The 23,313-nt window shown below is 59.9% G+C and carries 24 protein-coding genes and 1 tRNA gene; 13 read left to right on the top strand and 12 right to left on the bottom strand.

What is annotated here, in order from left to right; translation table 11 throughout:
* The first annotated feature begins 7 nt into the window (after positions 1–7).
* The 7 genes from HGP12_RS30930 to HGP12_RS30900 all read left to right on the top strand — a co-directional run bounded on the left by HGP12_RS30930 (position 8) and on the right by HGP12_RS30900 (position 5,958).
* On the top strand, positions 8–565 hold the full coding sequence (locus HGP12_RS30930) for a DUF177 domain-containing protein (RefSeq protein ID WP_168843757.1): 558 nt from the start codon (positions 8–10) through the stop codon (positions 563–565).
* Positions 566–666: 101 nt separating this feature from the next.
* Positions 667–1,713, top strand: coding sequence for a phosphate acyltransferase PlsX (gene plsX / locus HGP12_RS30925; RefSeq protein ID WP_168843756.1), 1,047 nt, complete (start codon positions 667–669; stop codon positions 1,711–1,713).
* Positions 1,714–1,732: 19 nt separating this feature from the next.
* Positions 1,733–2,704 carry a beta-ketoacyl-ACP synthase III gene (locus tag HGP12_RS30920; RefSeq protein ID WP_168843755.1) on the top strand — a complete coding sequence of 324 codons (972 nt, stop codon included), beginning with the start codon at positions 1,733–1,735 and terminating at the stop codon, positions 2,702–2,704.
* 107 nt (positions 2,705–2,811) lie between these two features.
* Positions 2,812–3,150: an integration host factor subunit alpha gene (locus tag HGP12_RS30915; protein ID WP_168843754.1), complete on the top strand. Its 339-nt coding sequence runs from the start codon at positions 2,812–2,814 to the stop codon at positions 3,148–3,150.
* A 236-nt stretch (positions 3,151–3,386) separates the two neighbouring features.
* Positions 3,387–3,926 carry a MerR family transcriptional regulator gene (locus tag HGP12_RS30910; RefSeq protein ID WP_168843768.1) on the top strand — a complete coding sequence of 180 codons (540 nt, stop codon included), beginning with the start codon at positions 3,387–3,389 and terminating at the stop codon, positions 3,924–3,926.
* A gap of 346 nt (positions 3,927–4,272) precedes the next feature.
* Positions 4,273–5,379: a porin gene (locus HGP12_RS30905; protein ID WP_168843753.1), complete on the top strand. Its 1,107-nt coding sequence runs from the start codon at positions 4,273–4,275 to the stop codon at positions 5,377–5,379.
* Between the two features lie 252 nt (positions 5,380–5,631).
* On the top strand, positions 5,632–5,958 hold the full coding sequence (locus HGP12_RS30900) for a hypothetical protein (RefSeq protein WP_168843752.1): 327 nt from the start codon (positions 5,632–5,634) through the stop codon (positions 5,956–5,958).
* 178 nt (positions 5,959–6,136) lie between these two features.
* Here HGP12_RS30900 and HGP12_RS30895 read toward each other — a convergent pair whose 3' ends face one another.
* Positions 6,137–6,394 (bottom strand): hypothetical protein, encoded by a 258-nt coding sequence (locus tag HGP12_RS30895; protein ID WP_168843751.1) that lies wholly within the window; start codon positions 6,392–6,394, stop codon positions 6,137–6,139.
* A gap of 175 nt (positions 6,395–6,569) precedes the next feature.
* Between HGP12_RS30895 and HGP12_RS30890 the strand changes: the two genes are divergently transcribed.
* A complete protein-coding gene (locus HGP12_RS30890) occupies positions 6,570–6,974 on the top strand; it encodes a BA14K family protein (RefSeq protein ID WP_168843750.1) in 405 nt (134 codons plus the stop codon).
* A gap of 86 nt (positions 6,975–7,060) precedes the next feature.
* A tRNA-Pro gene (locus tag HGP12_RS30885) sits at positions 7,061–7,137 on the top strand.
* Between the two features lie 37 nt (positions 7,138–7,174).
* On the opposite strand, the gene HGP12_RS30880 is transcribed toward HGP12_RS30885, so the two are convergent.
* Positions 7,175–7,873, bottom strand: coding sequence for a thermonuclease family protein (locus tag HGP12_RS30880; protein WP_168843749.1), 699 nt, complete (start codon positions 7,871–7,873; stop codon positions 7,175–7,177).
* A gap of 91 nt (positions 7,874–7,964) precedes the next feature.
* Positions 7,965–8,357 (bottom strand): hypothetical protein, encoded by a 393-nt coding sequence (locus tag HGP12_RS30875; RefSeq protein WP_168843748.1) that lies wholly within the window; start codon positions 8,355–8,357, stop codon positions 7,965–7,967.
* 241 nt (positions 8,358–8,598) lie between these two features.
* On the opposite strand from HGP12_RS30875, the gene HGP12_RS30870 reads away from it, so the two are divergent.
* Positions 8,599–8,811 (top strand): hypothetical protein, encoded by a 213-nt coding sequence (locus tag HGP12_RS30870; RefSeq protein WP_168843747.1) that lies wholly within the window; start codon positions 8,599–8,601, stop codon positions 8,809–8,811.
* A gap of 224 nt (positions 8,812–9,035) precedes the next feature.
* Positions 9,036–10,058, top strand: a complete 1,023-nt coding sequence (locus HGP12_RS30865) for an alpha/beta hydrolase family esterase (RefSeq protein ID WP_246703605.1) — start codon at positions 9,036–9,038, stop codon at positions 10,056–10,058.
* 99 nt (positions 10,059–10,157) lie between these two features.
* On the opposite strand, the gene HGP12_RS30860 is transcribed toward HGP12_RS30865, so the two are convergent.
* The 6 genes from HGP12_RS30860 to HGP12_RS30835 all read right to left on the bottom strand — a co-directional run bounded on the left by HGP12_RS30860 (position 10,158) and on the right by HGP12_RS30835 (position 16,373).
* A complete protein-coding gene (locus HGP12_RS30860) occupies positions 10,158–10,448 on the bottom strand; it encodes a helix-turn-helix domain-containing protein (protein ID WP_168843746.1) in 291 nt (96 codons plus the stop codon).
* Positions 10,449–10,512: 64 nt separating this feature from the next.
* A complete protein-coding gene (locus tag HGP12_RS30855) occupies positions 10,513–11,748 on the bottom strand; it encodes a glycosyltransferase family 4 protein (protein WP_168843745.1) in 1,236 nt (411 codons plus the stop codon).
* Positions 11,745–13,007, bottom strand: coding sequence for an O-antigen ligase family protein (locus HGP12_RS30850; RefSeq protein ID WP_168843744.1), 1,263 nt, complete (start codon positions 13,005–13,007; stop codon positions 11,745–11,747). The genes HGP12_RS30855 and HGP12_RS30850 overlap by 4 nt, the downstream gene beginning before the upstream one ends.
* Positions 13,004–14,563, bottom strand: a complete 1,560-nt coding sequence (locus HGP12_RS30845) for an undecaprenyl-phosphate glucose phosphotransferase (RefSeq protein WP_168843743.1) — start codon at positions 14,561–14,563, stop codon at positions 13,004–13,006. Before HGP12_RS30845 ends, HGP12_RS30850 begins: the two co-directional genes overlap by 4 nt.
* A gap of 76 nt (positions 14,564–14,639) precedes the next feature.
* Complete coding sequence (locus HGP12_RS30840; protein ID WP_168843742.1) at positions 14,640–15,785, bottom strand: glycosyltransferase family 4 protein; 1,146 nt, start codon at positions 15,783–15,785, stop codon at positions 14,640–14,642.
* Positions 15,786–15,797: 12 nt separating this feature from the next.
* Entirely contained in the window at positions 15,798–16,373 is a 576-nt protein-coding gene (locus HGP12_RS30835; protein WP_168843741.1) for a polysaccharide biosynthesis/export family protein, read from the bottom strand.
* 191 nt (positions 16,374–16,564) lie between these two features.
* Between HGP12_RS30835 and HGP12_RS30830 the strand changes: the two genes are divergently transcribed.
* On the top strand, positions 16,565–18,796 hold the full coding sequence (locus HGP12_RS30830; protein ID WP_168843740.1) for an exopolysaccharide transport family protein: 2,232 nt from the start codon (positions 16,565–16,567) through the stop codon (positions 18,794–18,796).
* Here HGP12_RS30830 and HGP12_RS30825 read toward each other — a convergent pair whose 3' ends face one another.
* Positions 18,797–20,053: a GNAT family N-acetyltransferase gene (locus HGP12_RS30825; RefSeq protein WP_168843739.1), complete on the bottom strand. Its 1,257-nt coding sequence runs from the start codon at positions 20,051–20,053 to the stop codon at positions 18,797–18,799.
* 135 nt (positions 20,054–20,188) lie between these two features.
* Positions 20,189–20,398, bottom strand: coding sequence for a DUF2842 domain-containing protein (locus HGP12_RS30820; RefSeq protein WP_047627098.1), 210 nt, complete (start codon positions 20,396–20,398; stop codon positions 20,189–20,191).
* A gap of 113 nt (positions 20,399–20,511) precedes the next feature.
* Here HGP12_RS30820 and HGP12_RS30815 point away from each other — a divergent pair, with 113 nt between their 5' ends.
* Entirely contained in the window at positions 20,512–21,615 is a 1,104-nt protein-coding gene (locus HGP12_RS30815; RefSeq protein WP_168843738.1) for a COX15/CtaA family protein, read from the top strand.
* Between the two features lie 71 nt (positions 21,616–21,686).
* Here the strand turns inward: HGP12_RS30815 and HGP12_RS30810 are convergent, their stop codons facing one another.
* Positions 21,687–22,997 carry a DUF2778 domain-containing protein gene (locus HGP12_RS30810; protein ID WP_168843737.1) on the bottom strand — a complete coding sequence of 437 codons (1,311 nt, stop codon included), beginning with the start codon at positions 22,995–22,997 and terminating at the stop codon, positions 21,687–21,689.
* Between the last annotated feature and the right edge of the window lie 316 nt (positions 22,998–23,313).

Raw genomic sequence — 23,313 nt, 5'->3', positions numbered from 1 at the left:
AAGAAAAATGAAAAGACATGATTCCGACGAAACACCATTTTCCTATCCGGTGAAGGTCGGCCATATTTCCGCCAACCCGGTGGACGTGCACATCGAAGCGGATGACCGCGAGCTTGCCGGGCTTGCCGTCCTTTGGAATGTCCTTTCGGTGGGCAAGCTCGAAGCCGATCTCAAGATCTCGCGCTGGAAGCGCGACGGCGTCCGCGTCAAGGGCAATGTCAGGGCAAAGATCGTTCAGGCCTGCGTGGTGACGCTGGAGCCGGTCGAATCCGAGATCGACGAGGATTTCGAGCATATCTTTGTGCCCGAGGACTCCAAGCTGGCGCGTGCGCCCTCCATGGACGCGGGCGAAATGGTGCTTGATCCCGACGGTCCGGATCTTCCGGAGACCTTTACCGGCGATACGATCGACGCCGGCGCGGTGGTTACGGAATTCGCGGCTCTTGCCATTGATCCCTATCCGCGCAAGCCTGGAGTCGAGTTCGATGCGCATATTGAAGACACGGGCGAGGATGACAAGAAACCTTCGCCGTTCGCCGTTCTGAAAGACTGGAAAAAGGAATAGACCTCCTTGGCAACTGAGCACAATTCAGTTGTAACCGAGGGAGAAAACGGTATTTTGACGCCAAATTCGCCAGGCTGGTGGAGATAAAGGACTAGGGACGCGTGATCAGAATTTCTCTTGACCTAATGGGTGGCGACTTCGGCCCAGAGGTTGTTGTTCCCGGCGCGGCCAGGGCGCTGGATAGGCATCCCGATATCACGTTCATCATGTACGGACAGAAGGATCGCTGCGAAGCGGTCCTCGCCAAATATCCAAAGCTTCGGGAAAGATCCGTCTTTCACGAGTGTGATGTCGCCATCAGCATGGATGAGAAGCCGAGCCAGGCGTTGCGCCGCGGTCGTTACGTTTCTAGCATGTGGCGCTCGATCGAGTCCGTGAAAGTGGGCGAGGCCGATGTCGTCGTATCCGCCGGCAACACCGGCGCGCTGATGGCGATGGCAAAGTTCTGTTTGCGCACCATGGCCAATATCGAGCGTCCGGCGATCGCCGCGATCTGGCCGACGCTGCGCGGTGAAAGCATCGTGCTCGATGTCGGCGCCACCATTGGCGCCGATGCGCAGCAGCTGCTCGATTTCGCCCTGATGGGCGGCGCCATGGCGCGCGCTCTCTTCGAGATCGAACGCCCGACCGTCGGCTTGCTGAATGTCGGCGTCGAGGAAATCAAGGGACAGGAAGACGTCAAGGATGCCGGCCGGCTGATCCGCGAAGCCAATCTCGAATCGCTGGACTATTTCGGTTTCGTCGAGGGCGACGATATCGGCAAGGGCACCGTCGACGTCGTCGTCACGGAAGGTTTTTCCGGCAATATCGCGCTGAAGGCGGCGGAAGGCACGGCAAAGCAGATCGCCGCCTATTTGCGCGCTGCCATGTCGCGCACGCTGCTCGCGCGCATCGGCTATGTCTTCGCCAAGGGTGCTTTCGATCTGCTGCGGGAAAAGCTCGATCCCAGCAAGGTCAATGGCGGTGTGTTCCTGGGCCTCAACGGTATCGTCATCAAGAGCCACGGCGGCGCGAATGCCGAAGCCTTCGCCGCCGCCATCGACGTCGGCTACGATATGGCCAAGAATGGTCTCACGCAGAAAATCGAAAATGATTTGAAGAAATATCATGCCAAACGGCTGCCCCCGATCGGGCCGGAAGCGGCATGAGCGACGGGGTACAGGTAGAATGATCCGTTCAATAGCCCGCGGTTTCGGGGCGGCGCTCCCCAAGCGCGTCATGACCAATGCCGAGATGGAGCAGATCGTCGACACGAGCGACGACTGGATTGTGCAGCGCTCGGGCATCCGCCAGCGCCATATCGCCGGTGAAGGCGAAACCACGGCGTCCTTGGGCGAGCAGGCGGCACGCGCCGCCCTCGCCAACGCCGGTTTGACACCGGATGATCTCGATCTGATCATCGTCGCCACCTCGACGCCGGACAATACCTTTCCGGCAACGGCGGTGAATATCCAGAACCGGCTCGGTATGCATCATGGCTTCGCCTTCGACGTACAGGCCGTCTGCACCGGCTTCGTCTATGCGGTGACGACGGCTGACGCCTATATTCGCTGCGGCCTTGCCAACCGCGTCCTCGTGATCGGCGCTGAGACGTTTTCGCGCATCCTCAATTGGACCGACCGCACGACCTGCGTCCTCTTCGGAGATGGCGCCGGTGCGCTGATCCTTGAGGCAGGCGAGGGGAGCGGCGCCACGACCGATCGCGGCGTCCTGGCGGCAAGCCTGCGCTCCGATGGCGCGCATGGGGACAAGCTCTATGTCGATGGCGGTCCTTCCACGACAGGCACGGTCGGTGTGCTGCACATGGCAGGCCGCGAAGTGTTCAAGCACGCCGTCGGCATGATTACCGATGTCATCCAGGCTGCGTTCGATGCGACGGACACCACGCCTGATGATCTGGATTGGCTGGTGCCGCATCAGGCCAATCGCCGTATCATCGATGCCTCGGCCAAGAAGCTTGGAATTGCTCCCGAGAAAGTTGTGGTCACCGTCGATCTTCATGGCAACACGTCGGCGGCATCGATCCCTCTTGCGCTCGCCGTTGCGGCCGGTGACGGTCGAATCAAGAAAGGCGATCTGGTGATGCTGGAAGCCATGGGCGGCGGCTTCACCTGGGGAGCGGTGCTGCTGCGTTGGTAGCGCCATATCTCTAAAAGCCGTTCCGAACAAGAGCTTGACCGTGCGACGCAAGGGCAATAGTCTCGCAAGGCTTGAAGAAGATTACGCATTGAGATGGGCGGGGAGCTATGACGGGCAAGACAGTGACGCGCGCGGACTTGGCGGAGTCGGTATTCCGGAAAGTCGGTCTCTCCCGAACGGAGTCGGCTGAGCTCGTCGAGACTGTGATCGATGAAATTTGCAACGCCATAGTGCGTGGCGAAACCGTGAAACTCTCCTCCTTCGCGACTTTTCAGGTGCGCGACAAAAATGAGCGTATCGGGCGCAATCCGAAGACCGGTGAGGAGGTGCCGATCTCGCCGCGGCGGGTCATGACCTTCAAGGCATCGAATGTCCTCAAGACCCGCATCCTGAAAGCGCATGCAAGCCGCAAGGCGAAGACCAAGCCGGTAAATCCTGCCTCCTGATCCACTCCAGAGATTCGTATCGATATCGGCCGCATGCTTTGTTCTGCGGCCTTTTTGATGCGCTGTTGCTGCCTTTTCGGTGCTTGCCTGTGCAGCGGCTGAAGAGATGACTTGAATTTCCGCCGCCAAACCGTTGAAATATGGTGAGTCGCATCATGGGGAGGTATGGATAGCCATACCCGCCTTTGCGTGATCCGGCCCGAATGGCGCTGAGTGCGCCCTGTAGGAGTAAGATGATGGACAAGAGCCCGGATGCATTTCGCACGATCAGCGAAGTCGCGGAAGACCTTGATCTACCGCAGCATGTCCTACGGTTCTGGGAAACCCGGTTTCCGCAGATCAAGCCGATGAAGCGTGGTGGCGGCAGGCGCTACTATCGCCCCGAGGATGTCGACCTGCTGAATGGCATCCGCCATCTGCTCTATGATCACGGCTATACGATCAAGGGTGTTCAGAAGCTTCTGAAGACCAACGGCAACAAATTTGTCATTGCGGTTGGCCATGGCGATCTTGCCAGCGTCGAGGCGCTTGCCGCCGCGCAGGAGCCTGCGACCGTCGAGCCCCGTGTCGGTTCGGGCAATGCCGAAGAAGATCAGATTGTCGGCCGCGCCAAGGCGCCGATCAGCCGCCGTTTCTTCAACTTCGTAAGCGGCGAGGATGGCGCACCGGATGTCTCCATCGGCAAATCCAGTGTCGGCAAGGAAGATCGCGCCCTGCTGCAGGAAACGCTCTACGATCTTTTGGAATGCAAGCGTCTGCTCGATCAGGTGCGCTAACAGCCTCCTGCCGACGTTGCGGAGCAAGTAAATGCTTTGTTCCGGTGATGCGCAACGACACTCAAGTATCGTCATGATTTACGCGTTCCCTGGCTATGCTAGGACCACAACTTCATTAGCCGCGTAAATGAGCGTGATAATTTTATCACGCTCGCTACTCTTCTTCGTTGTGACAATTAGTTCGCAAGCCTTATTAACTTGCCGTGGTAGCGCCACAGGTTCAGTTTGAAGGGGGAAGCTTCTTTGCTTCGCCCTGTGTGAGGGGAACAGCCAGTCAGGCTATGGAGGGGCACGCTGTTGTCTGCCGGGAGACTCCATCCCTGATGGATAGTCGAATGGAGACACCATGAACATCAAGAGCCTTCTTCTTGGCTCCGCCGCTGCCATCGCCGCAGCGAGCGCCGCCCATGCCGCTGACGCTATTGTCGCCGCCGAACCCGAACCGCTTGAATATGTCCGTATCTGCGATGCGTACGGAACAGGCTATTTCTATATTCCCGGCACCGAAACCTGCCTGAAGATTGGCGGAAAGGTTCGTACGGAAGGTGAGTGGTATGATGCCTATAATCCGCGCAGCAGGGTCGGAACGCTTTGGCACGAGCGCGTGGAACTTAATGTCGATACCGCGACCGACACCGAATACGGTCCGCTGAAGACCAATACCATCTTCCGCTGGGAGTGGAACGATGGCGGCGCGACCTCCTCCAAGCTCCTGTTTGCCAATATCAGCCTTGCTGGCTTCACGGTTGGCAAGCTCGACTCGCAGTTCAACCTCTATGCCGGCTATGCCGGCGATGTCATTAACGACGACGCGATCTATGACGGTCCGTACGAACTCAATCAGCTGACCTATAATTACGACGCAGGCAATGGCTTTACGGCGGTGATCTCACTCGAAGACAGCTACTCCACCTCCGATGGCGAGGCATCTTATGGCGCGGGATGGTGGACGGACGACAAGTCCAACCATTACGCTCCCGACGTCGTTGCCGGTGCTGGTTACAAGGCCGGCAACTGGGGCTTCAAGATCGTCGGCGGCTACGACTCGATCGTCGAAGAAGGGGCGATCAAGGCTCGCATCGACGCCAAGTTCGGCGGCGTGGAAGCCTTCCTGATGGGCGGCTGGAACACCGATGGCGACAAGCTCAACAAATATGCCGGCACCAACCAGGATATTTCCGCCTGCACGACGTCGGGCGGCGCTGTCAACGCCGCCAAGTGCGGCTGGGGTGACTGGGCAGTTTGGGGCGGTGTCGCCGTTCCGGTCAATGACAAGCTGAAGTGGAACCTGCAGCTCGCCTACACCGAGTCCAAGATCTTCGAAGCGACCACCAATCTCAAGATCTACCCGGTCAAGGATTTCCTGGTCGAACCTGAATTGACCTACATGCACTACGATTTCATCAAGGACGACACCGTTGCCGGTATTCTCCGCTTCGAGCGGAACTTCTGATCCGAGATGGCATGATCTCCACAGCCCGCGCATATATACGTGGGCTGAATGCGGGAAGGCTCTGTTCTTGACGGGGCCTTCTTCATTTTCAGCTTTATCCTATTGAGTTGTTAAGCAAAATACCATCTTCGCGAGTGTTTTCAGGCGCTTCCGCCGGTTTCCGGGGGCTATTCGCACGACTCTTGCTTGCTAAAGCTTACCTTTGGCTGTATGCGCTCCATCGGGACTATATCTTAAATTGCCGGAGGGAATATGCGTATACGTGCCACCGTGGCCGCGAGTCTCGTCGCCATTACCACCATTTTGTCGAGCTGCCAGACGCCGCAGGAATCTGCGATGAGTGCCGAAATGACCTGTCAATCGCAGGGGCTTCGCCCCGGCACGCAGCGGTACAATCGCTGCGTCGGCGCGACCTATCAGGCCAACCGCGTCCAGGCGCAGCAGGCTGAAAATCAGGCTGCCGGTCTTGCCGCTGCCGGGATCATCGGCGGCGTGCTCGTCGGCGCTGCCGTCAGCGATAACCATCATCGCGGCTACTACGGCCGGCCTTATTACCGCCGCTGCTATCGCTGCTGGTAAGCGTTGCCTTGCCAGCTACTCGAATTCATCCTCCGTCGGCCCACACCGACGGAGTTTTCATTTCATGAGCAACCTATGCAATTCCAGGAAAAGTGCACAGCGGTTTTCCGTCCGGAATTGCGTAAAGCACAGAGTTAGAACCGCTCAACGATTCCATGAAACGCAGAACCGTTCGCCGTCAGAATGGCGGGCTCATCACCTGGCGATTGACGAGCTTCAGGCTCCGGTCGGGCTGGATGATATAGGTCTCCATGACATCCTCGCCCCACTGGTTGGTGAAACGATGTTGAAATTGCGAGCCGGGAGGCGACAGCGTCAGCTTCATATGCGGTTGGCCGCCGTAGGTGATGCTGCCTGGAATGGGCTGCAGCGGTTCGGTCGTGTTGCATGCGGCAAGCAACGGTGCGCACAGCATAAGCATTATAACGGGTTTCATCGCCTTAACCTTCCGCTCGCTTCACATTCCCTGAAATCCGTCGCGCAATAAAGACGGAGGGGCATCTATGAGTGTGGCTCCAAATCACTATATACAGATAATCACGGCATGCTCGGCGGCAAGGTTTTCACGCGGAAGTGTATGATGCTGTCGCCGGATTTCGAAGGAGTCGCATATGTTTACGATCGCCAGGTCGGTAACTGCCGCGGGCTTTGGTCTTTTGCTGGCGGCCGGTGTCGCCATGCCGGCCGCCGCCATCACCATGCCGACATTGTCGGTGCCCGCACCCGTTCAGTCGGACATTGTTCAGGTCCATGATCACGGCCACGGCCATTGGCACCATCACCACCGCTGGGGCAGCGGCCATCGGCTGCATGGTAACGATAGTTATTATGACGATAATTCCGACAGCGGCGTGCTCTTCAAGTCCTTCGTGACCGGCACACTCTTCAGTGGGCAGCGCGCTCAAGGTTATTACGACGACGGTCATGCCCGCGCCTGCGCTAGCCGTTATCGCTCCTACCGCGCCTCGGACAATACCTACCAGCCAAGCTACGGGCCGAGGCGGGAGTGCCGCTGAGCGGCAACTTTTTCTGAGCAAGCCGCTACTTTTCGCTTGCGTCGGGAAACTCTAAACTCTAAACGAAACAAGCCGTTTCGGCAGGTCGGGGCGTAGCGCAGCCCGGTAGCGCACTTGACTGGGGGTCAAGGGGTCGCTGGTTCGAGTCCAGTCGCCCCGACCATTTATCTTCTTGAACTCCCAATCGAATTTCCAGAAAATCAGCCGCACCAGGACGGCGCTTGTCCCGTCCAGCGGCGCGCAAGGCCTTCGGAGACCATCTGGTCGCCGATCGAGCGGCCGGCGCGCATGGCGATGCGCAGCTTGCCGCCATTCCGGTCGTCGGGGCGGTTGCTGCCCGAAAGGACGAAAGTCCCGTCATTGAGGATGGCCTGCAGGCGTAGTTTCGCCGTCACCGCCCTCTGCCTCTCGCCAGGGCAGCGTGCGGCATCCGCATCCGGCACGTCGATATCGGCCAGCTGAATCCTGACGCCGTTCTGCCAGAAGGTATTGCCGTCGACCACGCAATTCGTTCCGGAACCGGGACCGCAAATCACGAAACGGCCACCGGTCTGGGGTCGTAGGCTGGGAACGGGCCGTTCGATCGGTATCTTGCTGACCGGGAGTGCCACGGGAATGGCGGCGGGTGGTACGGGCAGGGCCGATGCCGTCGCGCTCGGCTCGGGAGCGATTGCGGCCATCCTTGTTTGTGGCTTGGCCGCAGGCACTGGCGCTTCCCTGGCCATATGCGGCATGCCGGCCACCGCGCCGGCATGGGCAAGCATGGACGGCATTTCGTTGCGATGCTGATAGACATAGATGCCGGCCACGGTTGCCAGGCCGACGCCGCCCCATAGCCACATCGAATTGCCCGCCTTGGACTGCGGTTTGCGCCGCGTGCGCCGTTTCGCTTTTGCCATGGTATTATCCCTCGATTGCGAGGGGATTATCGCCGCCATTTCTTACCGATCCGTTGGCTTGGACCGGATTTGCGAACTGAGATGGGAAAGGCTACTTCGCGGCTGCTGCCGCCGGCTTGAGTTTCACCGACATCGTCACCTGTCCGTTGATGGAAAGCCTCGCGCCGCGGTTGTCGAGATTGTTGACCGAGCTATTGCTCGACATGGCGCTGATCTCGCAGGCGTCGGCGATGGTATCGAGCAAGGTTGCGCAACTGCTTGCGGCAAACTTGTAGAAGGATTTCAAGGCCTTCTCCTGCTGCTCCTCGCTATCGCCGTCCGCCACCGGATAGGAGATCGATCTTCCGGATTGAACGGAAATGTACCCCTCCGGCTGCTGGCGGGGATTGCGCAGGGGAAGGTTCTGAAAATTCTGCGCAAGGGCCGGTAGCGTCGTGGCGAAAAGCGCCATGCCAAGGACAGCCGGGATCAAAAATTTGTTCATCGTCTTGCCTCCATTTTTCCCGCTTATCGCAGATGCGGATAAAGGCTTCGTGATGCGGTAACTTAAAATTGTACTCTTGGAAAAATTACCGTCGTGTTTGCGAATCAGACGTGCGTGGTTGCTGAAATGCTTCCTTGCCAAGACTTCGCGCAAAGCGCATAGTCTGCTCCGATCGTCGGATATAGAGCGGGTGACGGCGAGGTTCAGCGTGCTTCTGCCCGAAAGATGACGAGATGCACGAATGTTAGAAACTCCTATTCATCCGCGGGATTTGCCCCTGTTTTCAGACGACTTGGATCGCTTGGAGAGGGTGCTGGACACGGTTTGCAAGGATCGTGGCATGAACTCCCGCAGTCCGGAAGCCGAGCGCCTCGGGGCGTTGATCATCCAGCTTTATCGCCAGGGCGTGAAGGACGACGAAAAGCTGCTTGCGCTCGCCAGGGCTTATTTCTGACGCAACCGCGTTTTTTTATGGCCGACAATCTAATCGATTTAAGCTGATTTCACATAGCAGCAATGATGCTTTATGCCTGTTCGAAGCGGGGCCGCCTCCCTATATATGCTGCGTTGCACAAAGAGATTCGATTTCTCGATGCCACTGATTCTGGAAAGGAACAGTGCGCGCCTGCCGCAGCGGATGAAAAAATCCAATCGCGGTTGGCGTGGATAGAAAGGTCCATGATGAATTTTAAAGTTCCGAGCCGGCTTCGCCGCTTGCTCGTCGATTCTGTAGAGCTGCAGCAGCTCAAATTTCCGATGACGCAGCCGCTGTCGCAGCCATCGCGCCGCCGCGTTTCCGCGCGGCCCGCGCCGCAGGGGCTGACCGAGGTTTTGTGGTTCGGCCGCAATCCCGGCGATCTGCGCATGCTCGAATATGTGCCGCCGGGCGCCAAAGGCCCGATGCCGCTCGTCGTTATCCTGCACGGCTGTCACCAGAATGCCGAGGATTTCGATCGCGCCAGCGGCTGGACCGCGCTGGCGCGCGAACACGGCTTTGCCGTGCTTTATGCCGAGCAGAAGATATCGAACAATCTCAATCTGTGTTTCAACTGGTTTCGGCCGAGCTCGGTAACGCGCGACCGCGGCGAGCTCGGTTCCATCCGCGAAATGATCGATTTCAGCCGCCGGCTGCATAATATCGATGACAGCAAGATTTTCGTTATGGGCCTGTCGGCAGGTGGTGCCTTGTCGGCCGCATTGCTGGCAACCTATCCGGAGCTGTTTGCCGCAGGCGCGATCATCGGCGGCCTGCCTTTCGGCGCCGCCCGCGATGCCATGTCGGCGCTTGACGTCATGAAGCGGGGCTCCACCCGAACCGCCGAAAAATGGGGAGCGCTTGTGCGCGAAGTTTCGCCTGAAGCTGCCCGCTATCCCGCAGTCTCCATCTGGCATGGCGACGGGGATGAGGTGGTGTCCTTCGCCAATGCCGAGGCATCCGTGGCGCAGTGGCTTGCCGCACATGAGCGCCCGCGCACCAAGGGGCGGCTGCGTCTTTTCGACGGCGGCGAGCGACGCGAGTGGCGCGATGAGTACGGCAGTATGATCCTGGAACTCGTGACGCTGAACGATTTCGGCCATGGCCTGCCCGTCGGCTCTGCCATTGAGGGCCGGGAGCCGGCAAACGACACGGAACGCTTCATCCTGCCTGCCGCGCTGTCGGCGCCGGAAGAACTCGTCAAAAGCTGGAAGTTGTCGACCTAAATCTTCGCCGCAAAAATGTGCGGCGGTTTTGAGATGAAGACGCGCGCAAGATCAAGAACCCAAAGCACATGGAGCGAATCTTAGAGATCGCGATGCGCTTTAGTCGTCATTGGTGGCATTCAGGTTTTCCGGCCGGATGCCATCATTCTCAGACCAATGCTTGAAGCGTATGCCGGGACCGCCTGTCCCGTCGCTGCCGCCGGCGAGGAAGACGACGCCGTGATTTTCCAGGATGGAACGGACTGTGGAAAGTGCCTTGAAATCGGTCGAGGCGCCGTCCGTTTCCAGTGCCTCGATGGTCGAAACCGGAAGCTTGCTCTCGTTGGCAAGCGTTTCCACCGTCAGTCCGAGCATGGCGCGTGCGCCGCGTAATTGCGCTGAAGTAATCATAGGTTAAGTCTATCGCATCGGTTCCAAAAGCGGAACTGGTTTCGGATAAAAATCGCGCGCAAACCTAAAGTGCAGCTGCACTCTTTTTCTGTCCTTCGACAACATTGCGCAGCCGTGTATTGCCGGACAACTCCATCGGCGCCGTGGCAAGGTAGCCGAGCAGGTCCAGATAGATTTTTTCGGTCGCATCGGCCATGCTGGCCAGCGTATAGCTGTCCTTGCGGCGTCGCGCTTCGGCCGTAAGCGTTGCAAGCAGCATCGGATCGGCAAGGCGCGCCATCGCGGCTGCCAATGCTTCCGGATCGTCGCTGTTGGGAACGATGTACCCGTTCCTTCCGTGTTCTAGCACTGTGCGCGCGCCGCCGACATCGGCGAGCAGCAGCGGCTTGCCGGCGGCTGCGGCCTCCAGCATCACATAGGACATTGCCTCATAGCGGCTCGGCATGACGACGGCGTCGAAGGCGTCGATGGCGGTCACTCCCGGCACGCTGCCGTCGAGCCGGGCACGGTCTTCGAGGCCGGCGGCCTTGATCCTCGCCTTCATGCCCTCGGCCAATTCGCCGATCCCGATCATCAAAAGATAGGCTTGCGGCATGTCAGCGGCTATTCGAGCAAAGGCTTCCACGAGGCGCTCCGGTGCCTTCTGGCGGGTCATCCGACCGACGAAGCCAAAGAGAAGGGCGCCCTGCGGGATGTCGTATCTCTTGCGGACGGCCGCGCGTTGGCTGAGGGGAGGTGCGTTGACGCCGTTGACGACGACGCGCAGGCGCGCTTCGGGAATGCCGAGCGAGACGGCATGATTATATTCGTCCTGCGAAACGCAGACCAGGCGGTCCGTCAGCCAGGTGCCGAGAAAGCGCTCGATGCCGCCATAGATCAACCGTCCCCTGGCCCCGAGCGTCGGATCCATGGTGCGGAAGGCATGCGGCGTGTAAAGGACCGGCACATGCGGTCCCGGCAGCCGTAGGCGCGTCAGGGCGCCGGCTTTCGAGCTGTGACCGTGGATCAGGTCGAAAGGCCCGTATGTCCCAGCGATCTTGCGAAGCTGCCACCAGGCCGTCAGGTCCCAGGGGCCTGGCGCGCGCCGCATGTCAAGCGGAATGACATTGTCGACGCCGATGCTCTCCATCTCGGCGACAAAGGCAGGCTCGGCGCGCACCGGCGAATAGACGGCAGTCACCGAATGGCCGCGATGCTGCATCGCGCGGCACAGATCGATAAAATGCCGCCCGGAGCCGCCGCCGCTCGGTTCGAGGACCTGCAGCAGCGACAGACGCTTGACGTTGGTGCGGATATTCAAGGTGCTCCTTCCCTTCTGCTCAAGCTACGCTGGTACTTTTGCTCGAGAGCGCCGCAGCCCCAGACGATGCCGATCAACATGTAAAGATGGCGCCAATGGTCGGTGTCGATGACATTGCCGATGCCGACATGGCCGAGAATGACGATCCAGGCGATCATCACGAAGGGTTGCCACGGCCGTTCCTTGAGGAGGTTGCGAAAGCCGATATAGATGGTCCAGCAGATCATGCTGACCCAGCAGAAAAAGCCGAGCCAGCCGTAGGTGGTCAGCGTCTTGAGCCAGGTATTGTGCTCGTCTTCGCGAAAGATCTGACCGAAGACGAGCGGACCTATGCCGAGCGGCCGTTCCATCGACATCATGAAGCCGATGCTGTGGCGCTCGAAGCGGCCGAGATGTCCGCCGTCATAGCTTTGCACGAGCTGCGTGCGCGTGGAAAACAGGTCGCTGACCTGCGGAAACTGCAGTGCGACGACAAGCAGGATGACCATCAGGATGACTGCCGTCAGCGACATGACCAGGATGCGCAGCCGGAATATATTGCTGCGATGCTTCAGCAGCATGCAGAAGATCAGCATCATCGAGGCGAATGCGAACAGCGCCCAGGCCGCGCGCGAGAAGGAGAGGAAGACACCGAAGGCCAGGACGAAGAGGCAGATGCCCTTGATCGGCGCCTTCTTCAGGTCGCCGATCAGGATGCCGTGCATGAGGTAGATGCTCGGTGTCACCAGATAGGGACCGAAGACGTTCGGATCCTGAAAGGCACCCATGGCGCGGTCGTAGCGGGTGAAGATGTCGAAACCCGGCACGGCATGGAAATAGCCGAGGATGCCGAGGCTTGCGGTGATCAGCGCCGCCACCACCCAGGTGTTGAAGATCAGCTTCAGCCGCCTTTCGCTATCCTCGACGATGGCCGCATAGAAGACGGAGCTCAGCGCCAGAAAGGTGGATACGGCGATATAGATCGGACCGTCCAGATGGTTGCCGGCGGTGAGATCGTGCATCTGCGTGATCGAGAGCATGCCGCCGACATTAAATGCCAGGAACAGCGCCAGAAGCGGCGCGACGCTGCGCGATATCTTCAGCCCGAGGACGAACCAGGTGCCGATGAGGAAGGCGAGCCACAGCTCGTAGGGTGCGGGCTCCGCGATCACGAAGCCGGAGAGAAACACGCCAATGGCAACGCTCGCCGTACCGACCAGCCGCATTGTGGCAAGCTGCGGCTGTGCGACGCGGGACGATGGAAGATCGATCGCGCTCAATAGGCGTTTTCCGTATTCAGCAGACGGAACGGCGTCAGGAACAGGATTTTCAGATCGAACAGCAGCGACCAGTTCTCGATATAGTAGAGATCATAGGCCGTGCGGAACTTGATCTTGTCGTCGCTGTCGATCTCGCCGCGCCAGCCGTTGATCTGCGCCCAGCCGGTCACGCCGGGCTTGACGCGATGGCGCGCGAAATAGCCTTCGACGACATCCGCGTAGGTGCGGTTATGGCTGGCGGCAAGCACGGCATGCGGCCGCGGACCGACGAGAGAGAGGCTGCCGAGCAGCACGTTGAAAAGCTGCGGCAGCTCGTCGATCGACGTCTTGCGGATGAAGCGTCCGACAGAGGTGACACGCGGATCGTTCTTCGTCACGGCGTTGCGTGCCGTGGGATCGCTCATGTGCGTATACATGGAGCGGAACTTGAAGACCTTGATGATCTCGTTGTTGAAGCCGTGGCGCTTCTGCATGAAGAGGACCGGCCCCTTCGAGGTCGCCTTCACGGCGATCGCGGCACCGAGCATCACCGGCCAGAGCAGGGCAAGCGCCACCAGGCTGAAGAAGATGTCGAAGATGCGCTTGGCAACACCGTCCCAATCGCGGATCGGCTTGTTGAAGATGTCGAGCATCGGCACAGCGCCGACATGAGAATAGGCGCGCGGACGGAACCGCAGCTTGTTGGCATGTGCCGCCAGGCGAATGTCGACGGGCAGCACCCACAGCATCTTGAGCAGCTGCAGGATGCGGTCTTCGGCGCTGATCGGAAGCGCGATGATCAGCATGTCGACGCGCACGAGACGGGCAAATTCGACGAGTTCTCCCACTGTCCCAAGCTTGGGATAGCCGGCGACCATGACGGGTGAGCGCTTTTCGCCGCGATCATCGAAGATGCCGCAGATGCGGATGTCGTTGTCGGGCTGGTGTTCAAGCGCGCGGATGAGTTCCTTGGCGGGTTCGCCGCCGCCGATGATCACGGCGCGTCTTTCCATGATGCCGTTGCGGCCCCAATTGCGAATGCCATAGGCGAAAAGCAACCGGGTGACGAGCAGGAAACCCGCGCCTGCCGCGAGCCACAGGCCGAGAAGACGGATCGAATAGATATTGTTGATGTCGAACGGCGTAAGCGCGACGGCCATGACCGCAAAGGCGGCAGCCCACGATCCGAGAATCCGGTGCAGGAAGCGATGAGGCGCGCGCAATATCGGTATCTGATAGGCGTCGGCGATCTGCAGAAACGCGATGGCAAGGCCGCTGAGCGAGACAGTCACGGCAGTCTTCGACACGAATGGATGACTGTCCGCCGCCGTTCCGAACAGGAGGATTGCAAGCCCGAGGGCAAGCAATGACAGGAACTCGAACAGCCGGTACTGCCCCACGATGATCGCTGGAGACTGATTGGTTTCGCGAAACTGTTCGGCGATTTGCCGGGCATAGGCATTCAAGCTGCTCGGGTCGTCGCTTCGCGGCTCTTCGGCATCGCGGGTGCGGATTTCCGAAACCTGCTTGCGAATATTGTCCAAGTTAAATTGCTCGGACTTCTCAGTAGTGTTCATGGCAATTTATCCGGTCGTTACCGGAAAAGGCCTATCAGATATCAGCTAAGAAACACTTACAACACTAGCTTGTATTCTAAGCGTCGGCGTCCAGGCCAAGTATATTTTGATACAGGTGCAAAGTATCCCGCGCCATGGCCGAGGCCGAAAAGTTTAACCGGATCGTTTCGATATGGGGCATGTTGCGGCGGCCAAACTCCGGCTCGCTGATCGCTTCGGCCATTACCCGCGACAGGTCGTCGGCGTCGTCCGGTCTGGCGAGCGCCGGGCTGTTTTCCCCGAGCGCTTCCGGGATGCCGCCGACGCGCGAGGCGATGACGGTCTTTCCGGCCGCAAGCGCCTCCAGGACGATATAGGGCATGGCTTCGGCGCGGGAGGGAACGATGACGTTCTGCGACACGGCAAAGGCCTCCTGCACGCGCATCGCCGGGAGCATGCCTATGCGATGGGCAAGGCCGCGCTCGGTCATCATCCTCTGATATTTGTCCTTGTCTGGCCCGTCGCCGATCATCAATGCCGAAAGCGGCCTGCCGATTCGTCGCTCCGTCCTCGCAAAGGCGTCCACGAATAGATCGGGACCTTTGAGGTCCCGCAGCATGCCGATATAGACGAAATGAACGGAGTCCGATCGTGTCGGCACGCTGCGGAAATCCCGATCGCTGATGCCGTTGTAGATCATCACGGAGCGGGTGCGCGGCTTGCCGATCTTTCTTTCGTAGGCGCGCCGTTCGAAATCGCAGATGAAAATCAGCCCGTCGGTCAGAAATTCGAGCATCCGCTCCATGCTGTGCACGAGAATGCCCTGCAGCGAGGTGCGCGAGAAATGCAGGCTGCCGCCATGCGCTGTATAGAGGCGGGCTACGCGATACCTGTTCACCCGCAGGATCGAGCCGAGAACGCGTGCAAGCAGGCCGCCCTTGGCGCCATGCCCATGCAGCACGTCCGGCCGCAAACTTCTGATTTCCTTGTAGCTGCTCCAAAGCGTCGCGGTATCCGACAGGCTGATCTGCCGCCGGATCGGCAGCCGGATCACGCCCAGCGCCAGAAAGGGAGCGATATCGTTGAACAGGCGGTCCTCATGCTCGCCGCCCGTGAGGCTGTCGCAAAGGATGCCGACCTGATGTCCCGCCTTGCTCTGCTCTTCCACCAGATCGCGGACATGACGGAAAATCCCGCCGACCGGCGATCTGAAGCAATGGAGGATTCGAAGTGGTCTGGCCATGAGCGGGTGCGGTTAGAACAACCGCTCTCTGACATAGATCGTGTCGCCTGCCAGCACCGGATCCGAAATACCGACCCGTCCCGTCATGACATGACCATTGATCTTGCGGGTGACATCGGCATTGGATTGGTTGGCCCGGCTCGTGAAGCCGCCGGCAACCGCAATGGCGTTTTGGATCGTCATGCCAGGCACGTAGGAATATTGGCCGGGCTGACCGACTTCACCCATGATGTAGACCGAGCGATAGCGGTCGATGTCGATGGTCACGTCGGGATCGCGGATATAGCCTTGGCGGAGCTTCTGCGCGATCTGGCCGGAAAGTTGCTGTAAGGTCCTGCCGCGGGCAGGCACCTGGCCGATCAGCGGGAAGGCAATATAGCCGGCTTGGTCGATCGTATAGGTATTGGTCAGTCCCGGCTGGTCGAATACCGTCACGCGCAGCCGGTCGCCACTATCGAGCGCATAGGGCTGGATAGTGGCCTCGTTGAAGGCTTTCGGCGCAGGCTGATAGGTGTTGCAGCCGGTGAGCGCGGCGCTCACGGCTGCCATGCCAAGTGCCAGGAAGATCTTGGGCTTTGCGAAGGACATTTCGCGCTCGTAAGAAAGGGGAAACACTGTCGTCGTTATCAATCCGTTAGGGTTAACGCTCGGTAAAGACCAAAGGAAATTCCGGTAAAAATTAGTGAAGCCAAAAATAACGCAGGCGAAATACTATTAACGCTTGGGTTACCATAGTCGTTTACGATTAATTTTGGCTTTCTATTATGGAGTTCTTGTATATGTCCGGTGTCAGCAACACCCAGCAGGATGTGGACATCGATCTCGCGCAGCTCTTCCGCGCCGTGTGGCAGCGGCGGATGCGCGTCATTGCCATCACGCTGGCGGGGGCCTGTCTGGCTTTCGTCTTCGCGAAGTTCGTTTCGCCGGAATATCGCAGCGAGGCGCGTATTCTGATAGAGCAGCGCGCGCCGGCATTCGCGACGACGACGACCGGCAACGACTCCAGTTCCGCGCCCTTGCTGGACGAGCTCAACATCGCCAGCCAGGTGCAGATCCTGCAATCGGCGGATCTGATCAAGCAGGTCATTACCAATCTGAAGCTCTACGATCGTCCTGAATTCGCCGCCGGAAACAGCAGCTCCGCACTCTCGGATATTCTCGTCAAGCTGCACCTGAAGCGCACCGCCGCCGACAAGGCACCGGAAGAGCGGATGCTGGATGCCTTCAGCACCCGCCTGCAGGTTTATCAGATCAACAGCTCGCGCGTGATCGGCATAAGCTTTACCTCCCGCGATCCGGATCTTGCGGCCAGCGTGCCGAATGCGATGGCGCAGGTCTATCTGTCGATGCAAAGCGGTGCCAAACTCGATTCCAACAGCGAGGCGACACGCTGGCTCGAGCCGGAGATCGCCAAGCTGCGCGATAAGGTCAGCGAGGCCGAAAAGAAGGTTGCGGATTATCGCTCGGCCAACGGCCTTCTTCAAACCAGCCAGAACAGTAATTTCGCCACACAGCAGCTTGCGGATATTTCTGCGCAGCTCGCCCAGGTGCGCGGCAATCGCGCCAATGCCGAGGCGCGGGCGCAGGCCGTGCGCAGCGCATTGTCCAGCGGCCGCTCCACCGACACGCTCTCCGACGTCTCCGGGTCGGTGACCATTCAGCGGCTGAAGGCGACGGAATCGGGCCTGGAATCGCAAATCTCGGATCTGTCCACGACGCTGATGGACGGCCATCCTCGTTTGAAGAGCTTGCGTGCGCAGCTCGCCGATATCCGACAGCAGATCAATCGCGAGACCCAGAAAATTCTGGCAAGTATCGAAAATGAGGCAAAGGTGGCGCAGCTGCGCGAGCAGCAGCTATTGGCGCAATCGAACACGCTGAAGGCCGACAGCGCGCGGGCAGGGGAGGACGAAGTCGGCCTCAACGCGCTGGAGCGCGAGGCTGCTGCCGAGCGGCAATTGCTCGAAACCTATCTCGCACGCTATCGTGAGGCCACCTCGCGCGTCGACAAGAATTCCAGCCCGGCCGATGCCCGCGTGGTCTCCACCGCGGTCGAGCCGGTCGATCCGTCGTTCCCGAAGGTCGGTCCCATCGTCGTCGTCGCAACCTTGGCAACTTTCATCCTGACTGCCATCGTCATCATGCTCGCGGAGTTGTTCAGCGGCCGGGCGTTGCGGCCCATCGGTCCTGCCCGCAAGGAAGCGGCAGCCTTGGCCGAAACGCCTGAGCGGGTTCAAGCCGATGTCCAAGCCGATACCGACGTGTTGCCGGCTCGCGCCGCCGTCAGGACAAGTCGCGGCGAGATGCACGCCAGCCTGCTTTCGGTTCCGGTGGGGGAAATCCCGGTCCAGGCTGCGGACCCCGCAACCGATGAAAAAGATGAACCGAAGGGCGAGATTCACGCGGTGGAGGAAGAGGAGGATTTCTCCATCCAATCCGTCGCCGACTATTTGATCGACAACGGATCGCGGCTGGCTATTGCCATATCTCCGACCGGTGACGACGGATCCACCGCCACGGTGATCCTGGCGCGGACCATCGCCGACGCGGGAAGTCGTGTCGTGCTGGTCGACATGACCGGTTCAGGATGCCCCTCCAGGCTGATGGCCGAACATGGCGAGCTCGCCGGCGTGACGGATCTGCTTTGCGCCGAAGCGGCCTTTGGCGATACGATCCACCCGGATCGCCTGTCGGATGCCCATCTCGTGCCGCAGGGCACGAGCGACCTCGCCCGCGCCATGCGTGGCGCCGACCGCCTGTCGCTGATCTTGGATGCGCTCGGTTCGGCCTATGACATCGTTTTGGTGGAATGCGGCGCGGCCGAAGTTTCCGGTGTCGCGCGGCTGACGCGCAGCAAGGACACGGAAATCATCCTTTCCATGCCGGAGCCCGAGGAAGGCCAGTTCATCGCCGCGATGACGGAATTCCAGAAAGAGGGCTATGAACACATCATCCTGATGGCCGGCTGGCGCGAGGAGCATGATCCGGACACGCGCCGCGACGCAGCCTGATCAGTCTCCGTCAGTATCGCCCGCTACCGCTGCGTCGGCACCGCGGCGTGCGCGCATTCGCTGGATGAAGGCATAGAGCTTTCGATTGGACTTGATCGCCGCTTTCGCGCGCGTCATGCCGCGTTGTGCCGTTGCGGCGAGATGACCCATGCCGGAGATCGGCAGGAACAAGTCATGCTGCACGGTTTTCATCGAGCACCAGGAGCGTTTGTAGATCTGGTCACCGATGCCGAAATCGAAGAGGGCGGCGCCTTCACGATGCAGCCGTTCGATCATCAGCCAGAACAGCAACTCGCCAGGGCTCGCCTCGGCAACCAGCGTCTCGTCGATGGAGGCGAACTGGCAGATGACGTGATCTCCCTTTCGGGAGAGAGCGGCGATCGCCGGCATATGCCCCTCATGCTCGCCCTTGAGGCGCAGTGCATGCATCTGCAGCGTCGCGTCGAAATCGTTGTTTCCGCGCGGATGCAGCAGTGCATGCAGCGCCGTTTTGGTCGGCACATCGTCGAAGACGTCTGGCAGGCCGGCATCGCGGAAGCGGATCGCCTTCTGGTGGAAGAACAGGTCCAGGAGAGCGTCCTGCTGATCGGGACCGGCAATCACATATTCGTAACCGCCCTTGGCATCGAGAATTCTGCTTTGATGCTTGAACTTCTTGCGCCGCCGCTTGGCGTTCACCTGCTTGAGGCTTGCTTCGAAACTGCCAAGAAAAGGCATCTGGAAGGCATGGTTCTGGTTTTCGACGGCGGGCAGAGAAGCGAGCGGGCTGGTGCGGCCACGCCATTCGAACGGTATATTGCGCAGGATGGCGAGATCCGCCCTGCTGTGCAAGGCAGCCGCGATGGCTACGGCCTGCGCCGAGGTCAATTTTCCATTCGCGAGAAACTCGGGCGAAAACAGGCCGGTATTGATGTTGCTGTGACGGCCCCCGATGAATTCCGCCCGCCTTATTCCACGGCTGCGAACGATCTCCAACGGCAGGATGAAGGCTGGACGATCTCCGATGGAACCCCGAACGATGGCGAGAGGATGTCGAAAGCTCTCCACCCAGGCCGCGCACCAATCATAGCTCTGGTGCAGCGAGGCGAGATTGTCCTGCTCCAGCATTCGCCACTCGGCTTCGAGCGGCGCCATGCTGTCGAAGATGTCGACCCGGAAACGGTTGGCTCTGGCCGGCTCTATCCGACTGGGTGCAGTGCGCCCATCCGCTGCCTCGGCGGAGGGCATGCCGGCGATATCTCGCATTTGGGTCTGCATCCGATCTTCTCCGCTCCGGCGGCGTTCGAAGGCAGTCTGGCGGGAAACGGCTTATTTTTGGCTTAAGATGGGACAGTCGCACCGGATAAGGCGCGGATCAGGGTTAGCCTTGTGTAAATTGCATTGCGGCCGGCGTCATTGCGGGCGCGGTCCGGCCATCCACTTGATGATGCCCATGGCCGGCAATACCCAGATGATGCCGCTGAAAAAGAAATACAGGAAATGAACCCAGCCGGGTTGATCCGCAAGCGTTCGCACCGCAACGATCATGGCGACGATCGCATAGATTGCAACCAACAGCACGAGCAAGATCATGCCTATGAATTTGCGCAGGCGAAGCGGCACCGGGTTTTTCTCCTCTTTACGACGACATGCCGCGACGGCATGCCGCAAACTCCCGGGACTTGTTTTGCACGCCCCTATCGGGCAAATCAACAGCCTGATCGAAGGGAGACGCCATGGCCGCCACTAATTTTACGACCGAACAGGTTATTTTGAAGGAAGTGGCCCGTCAGGACCGCAATCGCCGCGCCATCCGCGTCTGGCTTGCCTGCGTGCTTCTGGTTCTGTTCGGCCTCGTGCTGATGGGCGGCGCGACGCGTCTCACCAATTCAGGCCTGTCGATCACGCAATGGCAGCCGATCCACGGCGTCATCCCGCCGCTGAATGCACAGGAATGGGAAGAGGAGTTCACCCTCTACAAGCGCATCCCGCAATTTCAGCTCCTGAACAAGGACATGACAGTCGACGAGTTCAAGAGCATATTCTGGTGGGAGTGGGCGCATCGCCTGCTGGCGCGCACCATCGGCATCATCTTCGGCGTGCCTTTGTTGTTCTTCGTCCTCACCGGCCGTGTCGAGCGCAAACTCTGGCTGCCGCTGGCCTGCATTTTCGTGCTCGGCGGTCTTCAGGGAGCGATCGGCTGGTGGATGGTTTCCTCCGGTCTCGAGGCCCGCACCGATGTCAGCCAGTATCGCCTGGCCATCCATCTCGTGACCGCCTGTCTGATCTTCGCAGCCTGCATGTGGTTCATGCGCGCTCTGTCGCCGCATTCGAACGAGCCGCCGCCGACGCGTTATTCGGCGATGATTGCTGGTCTCATCGCCTTCATGGCGCTGTTCCAGATCTATCTCGGCGCGCTCGTCGCCGGCCTCGATGCGGGCCTCTCCTATAACACCTGGCCGCTGATGGACGGCGCCGTCGTGCCGGGGGACCTTTTCATACAGTCGCCGGGCTGGATCAATTTCTTCGAGAATCCGAAGACGGTCCAGTTCGTCCATCGTCTCGGCGCCTATGCGCTGTTCATCGTCGTCGCCTTCAACATGATCATCTCACTGCGGGCAGCGCCGCAAACGACGCATGCACGCCGGTCCGTCGTCGTGTTCGTGCTCGTGCTGATACAGGCAATTCTCGGCATTTCGACGCTGCTGCTGCATGTGCCGCTGCATCTGGCCCTCGCGCATCAGGCAGGTGCCTTGATCGTCTTTGGCTTTGCAATCGCCAATTGGCGCGGTTTCTATGGTGAACTACCGCGCCAGACGTCGATCGTCGTAAGAAATTGAGGCGCATCGCGCCTCGATACTTTTAGAGCGTGATGCCGAAAAGTTTAGGCGGTTTTCGACGACATCCGGCTCTAGCGCGCCGAAGCAACGCTTGCCGCTGACGACACCCGCGAGACGACTTTCAACCGCTTGATTTCGCCGCGCTTGAAGGCCGCGAGGAAGCGGCTGTAATCCTTAAAGACCACACAGCCGTTCGATTCGGCACGGCCCCCTCTGAGCATATACGTGTGAGCCAGCAAGCCGTCGCGGCCATAGACGCGGGCGCCGCTTGCGGGTGTCAGGCGTAGCGCCTGCACGCCATGAAACAAGCTTTCCCTGTATGTCAGGCTATAAGTTTCAGGCGGCGTCGGGCCGGTGTTCTTGCGGTCGACATAGCGGGGATTATCGCGCATGTGGCCGAGGCCGGAATGCGCCTCGAGGCGTTCGCCGCTCGGCAGGTAGACGGTCTTTGCCTCGATATCGTAGATCGCAGTACCCTGGCCCGGGCTGATGGCGGCAAAGGGGTTGATGAAGGGCTTCGTCTTGCGCACGGAGCTGTCGTCCGGGTCCGCATAGGCCATTGCGCGCGCCGGCGGCTGAGCGGCGGCATCGTCGCCCGTTGCCCTGGCGATAGCGGCGGTGGCGCCGGCGCTCTGCAGGGGTGTTTCGCGGGCAGGGCGGGCCACGGGAATGACGTTGAGCACAGCCTCGGCCACGGCAATGTCGGCATCCTTGGCGGGCAATGGTTTCGCTTCGGCGATGGCAGGCAGACTCACGTCGGGCGCTGCCCTGGCAATGACAGGCGGCTGCGCGATCGTCTTTGCCGGGCCCGCCGCAGGCATGAGAGCGGCGGCATATTTCACCTGGTTCAGTTGCTGCACCGCGGTGGCGAAGTTTATGGCGATTACCTTGCGCAGATGGTCGATCGTCTCCGGCGAAGCTGCGGCCACCTCGATACGGCCGCTCTTGATGCTGGCCGCGGCGTTTTGCGCCTGCTTGATCTCGGAGGTCTGTTGCGCCAGAGCGTTCGCCAGTTTCAAGCGAACCGCATCCGCGCCGGCGGCTTTCGCTTGAACGTCTGCGTCCGCCACGCTGCCGAAGCGGCTCTGCTCATGCAGCGATGTCGTCTGGGCGGCGAGACGGGCAGGACGCATGATATGGTTCTGCGTAACAATGAAAGCCGACGCACGCGGCGCCAGGAAATTGTCGGTCGAAGCCGCAGCCCCGGGGAGGGCCAGCACCATGGATTGCGTTGTCATCAGCGTCGCGGTGATCCAGGCGAAGGCCGCTACGGCAACACCGGTGGCCAAGGTACCGGGACGGATGCGGAAGGATTTTTTCGATCGCGGGGCATAGCCGGAACGCGAATTGAAGTTACCGAAGGTATCGGTCGCAAACGCCATGATACTCGCTATCCAAACTACACAGACACTACGCCGGCTCAAAAACGCACACGCGCCCCAACGCGAAAGCCGCGTCTGGCCGCCGACTTGCCGACTGTCTGGAAGCATGCCGAATTATGGTAACCAATTCCTTTACGATGGTTCATTCTCGGATATTCATTGAAAAAGGGATAGTTTTGAACGCCCCACTCATCCGGTCAGTGAAGCCGTTAAAGAGCAAATCCGTCCGACAATTGGTCGCGGAGCCTCATGGCCGATCACATTTCCGTGCAGTGCCAGCTAATTTAGCGAGAAGGCGGAAATAAGGCCGGGCGGA

This window comes from Rhizobium sp. P28RR-XV (genome assembly GCF_012641385.1).
Taxonomy (GTDB): Bacteria; Pseudomonadota; Alphaproteobacteria; order Rhizobiales; family Rhizobiaceae; genus Rhizobium.
This window is presented reverse-complemented; position numbering and strand designations above follow the sequence as displayed.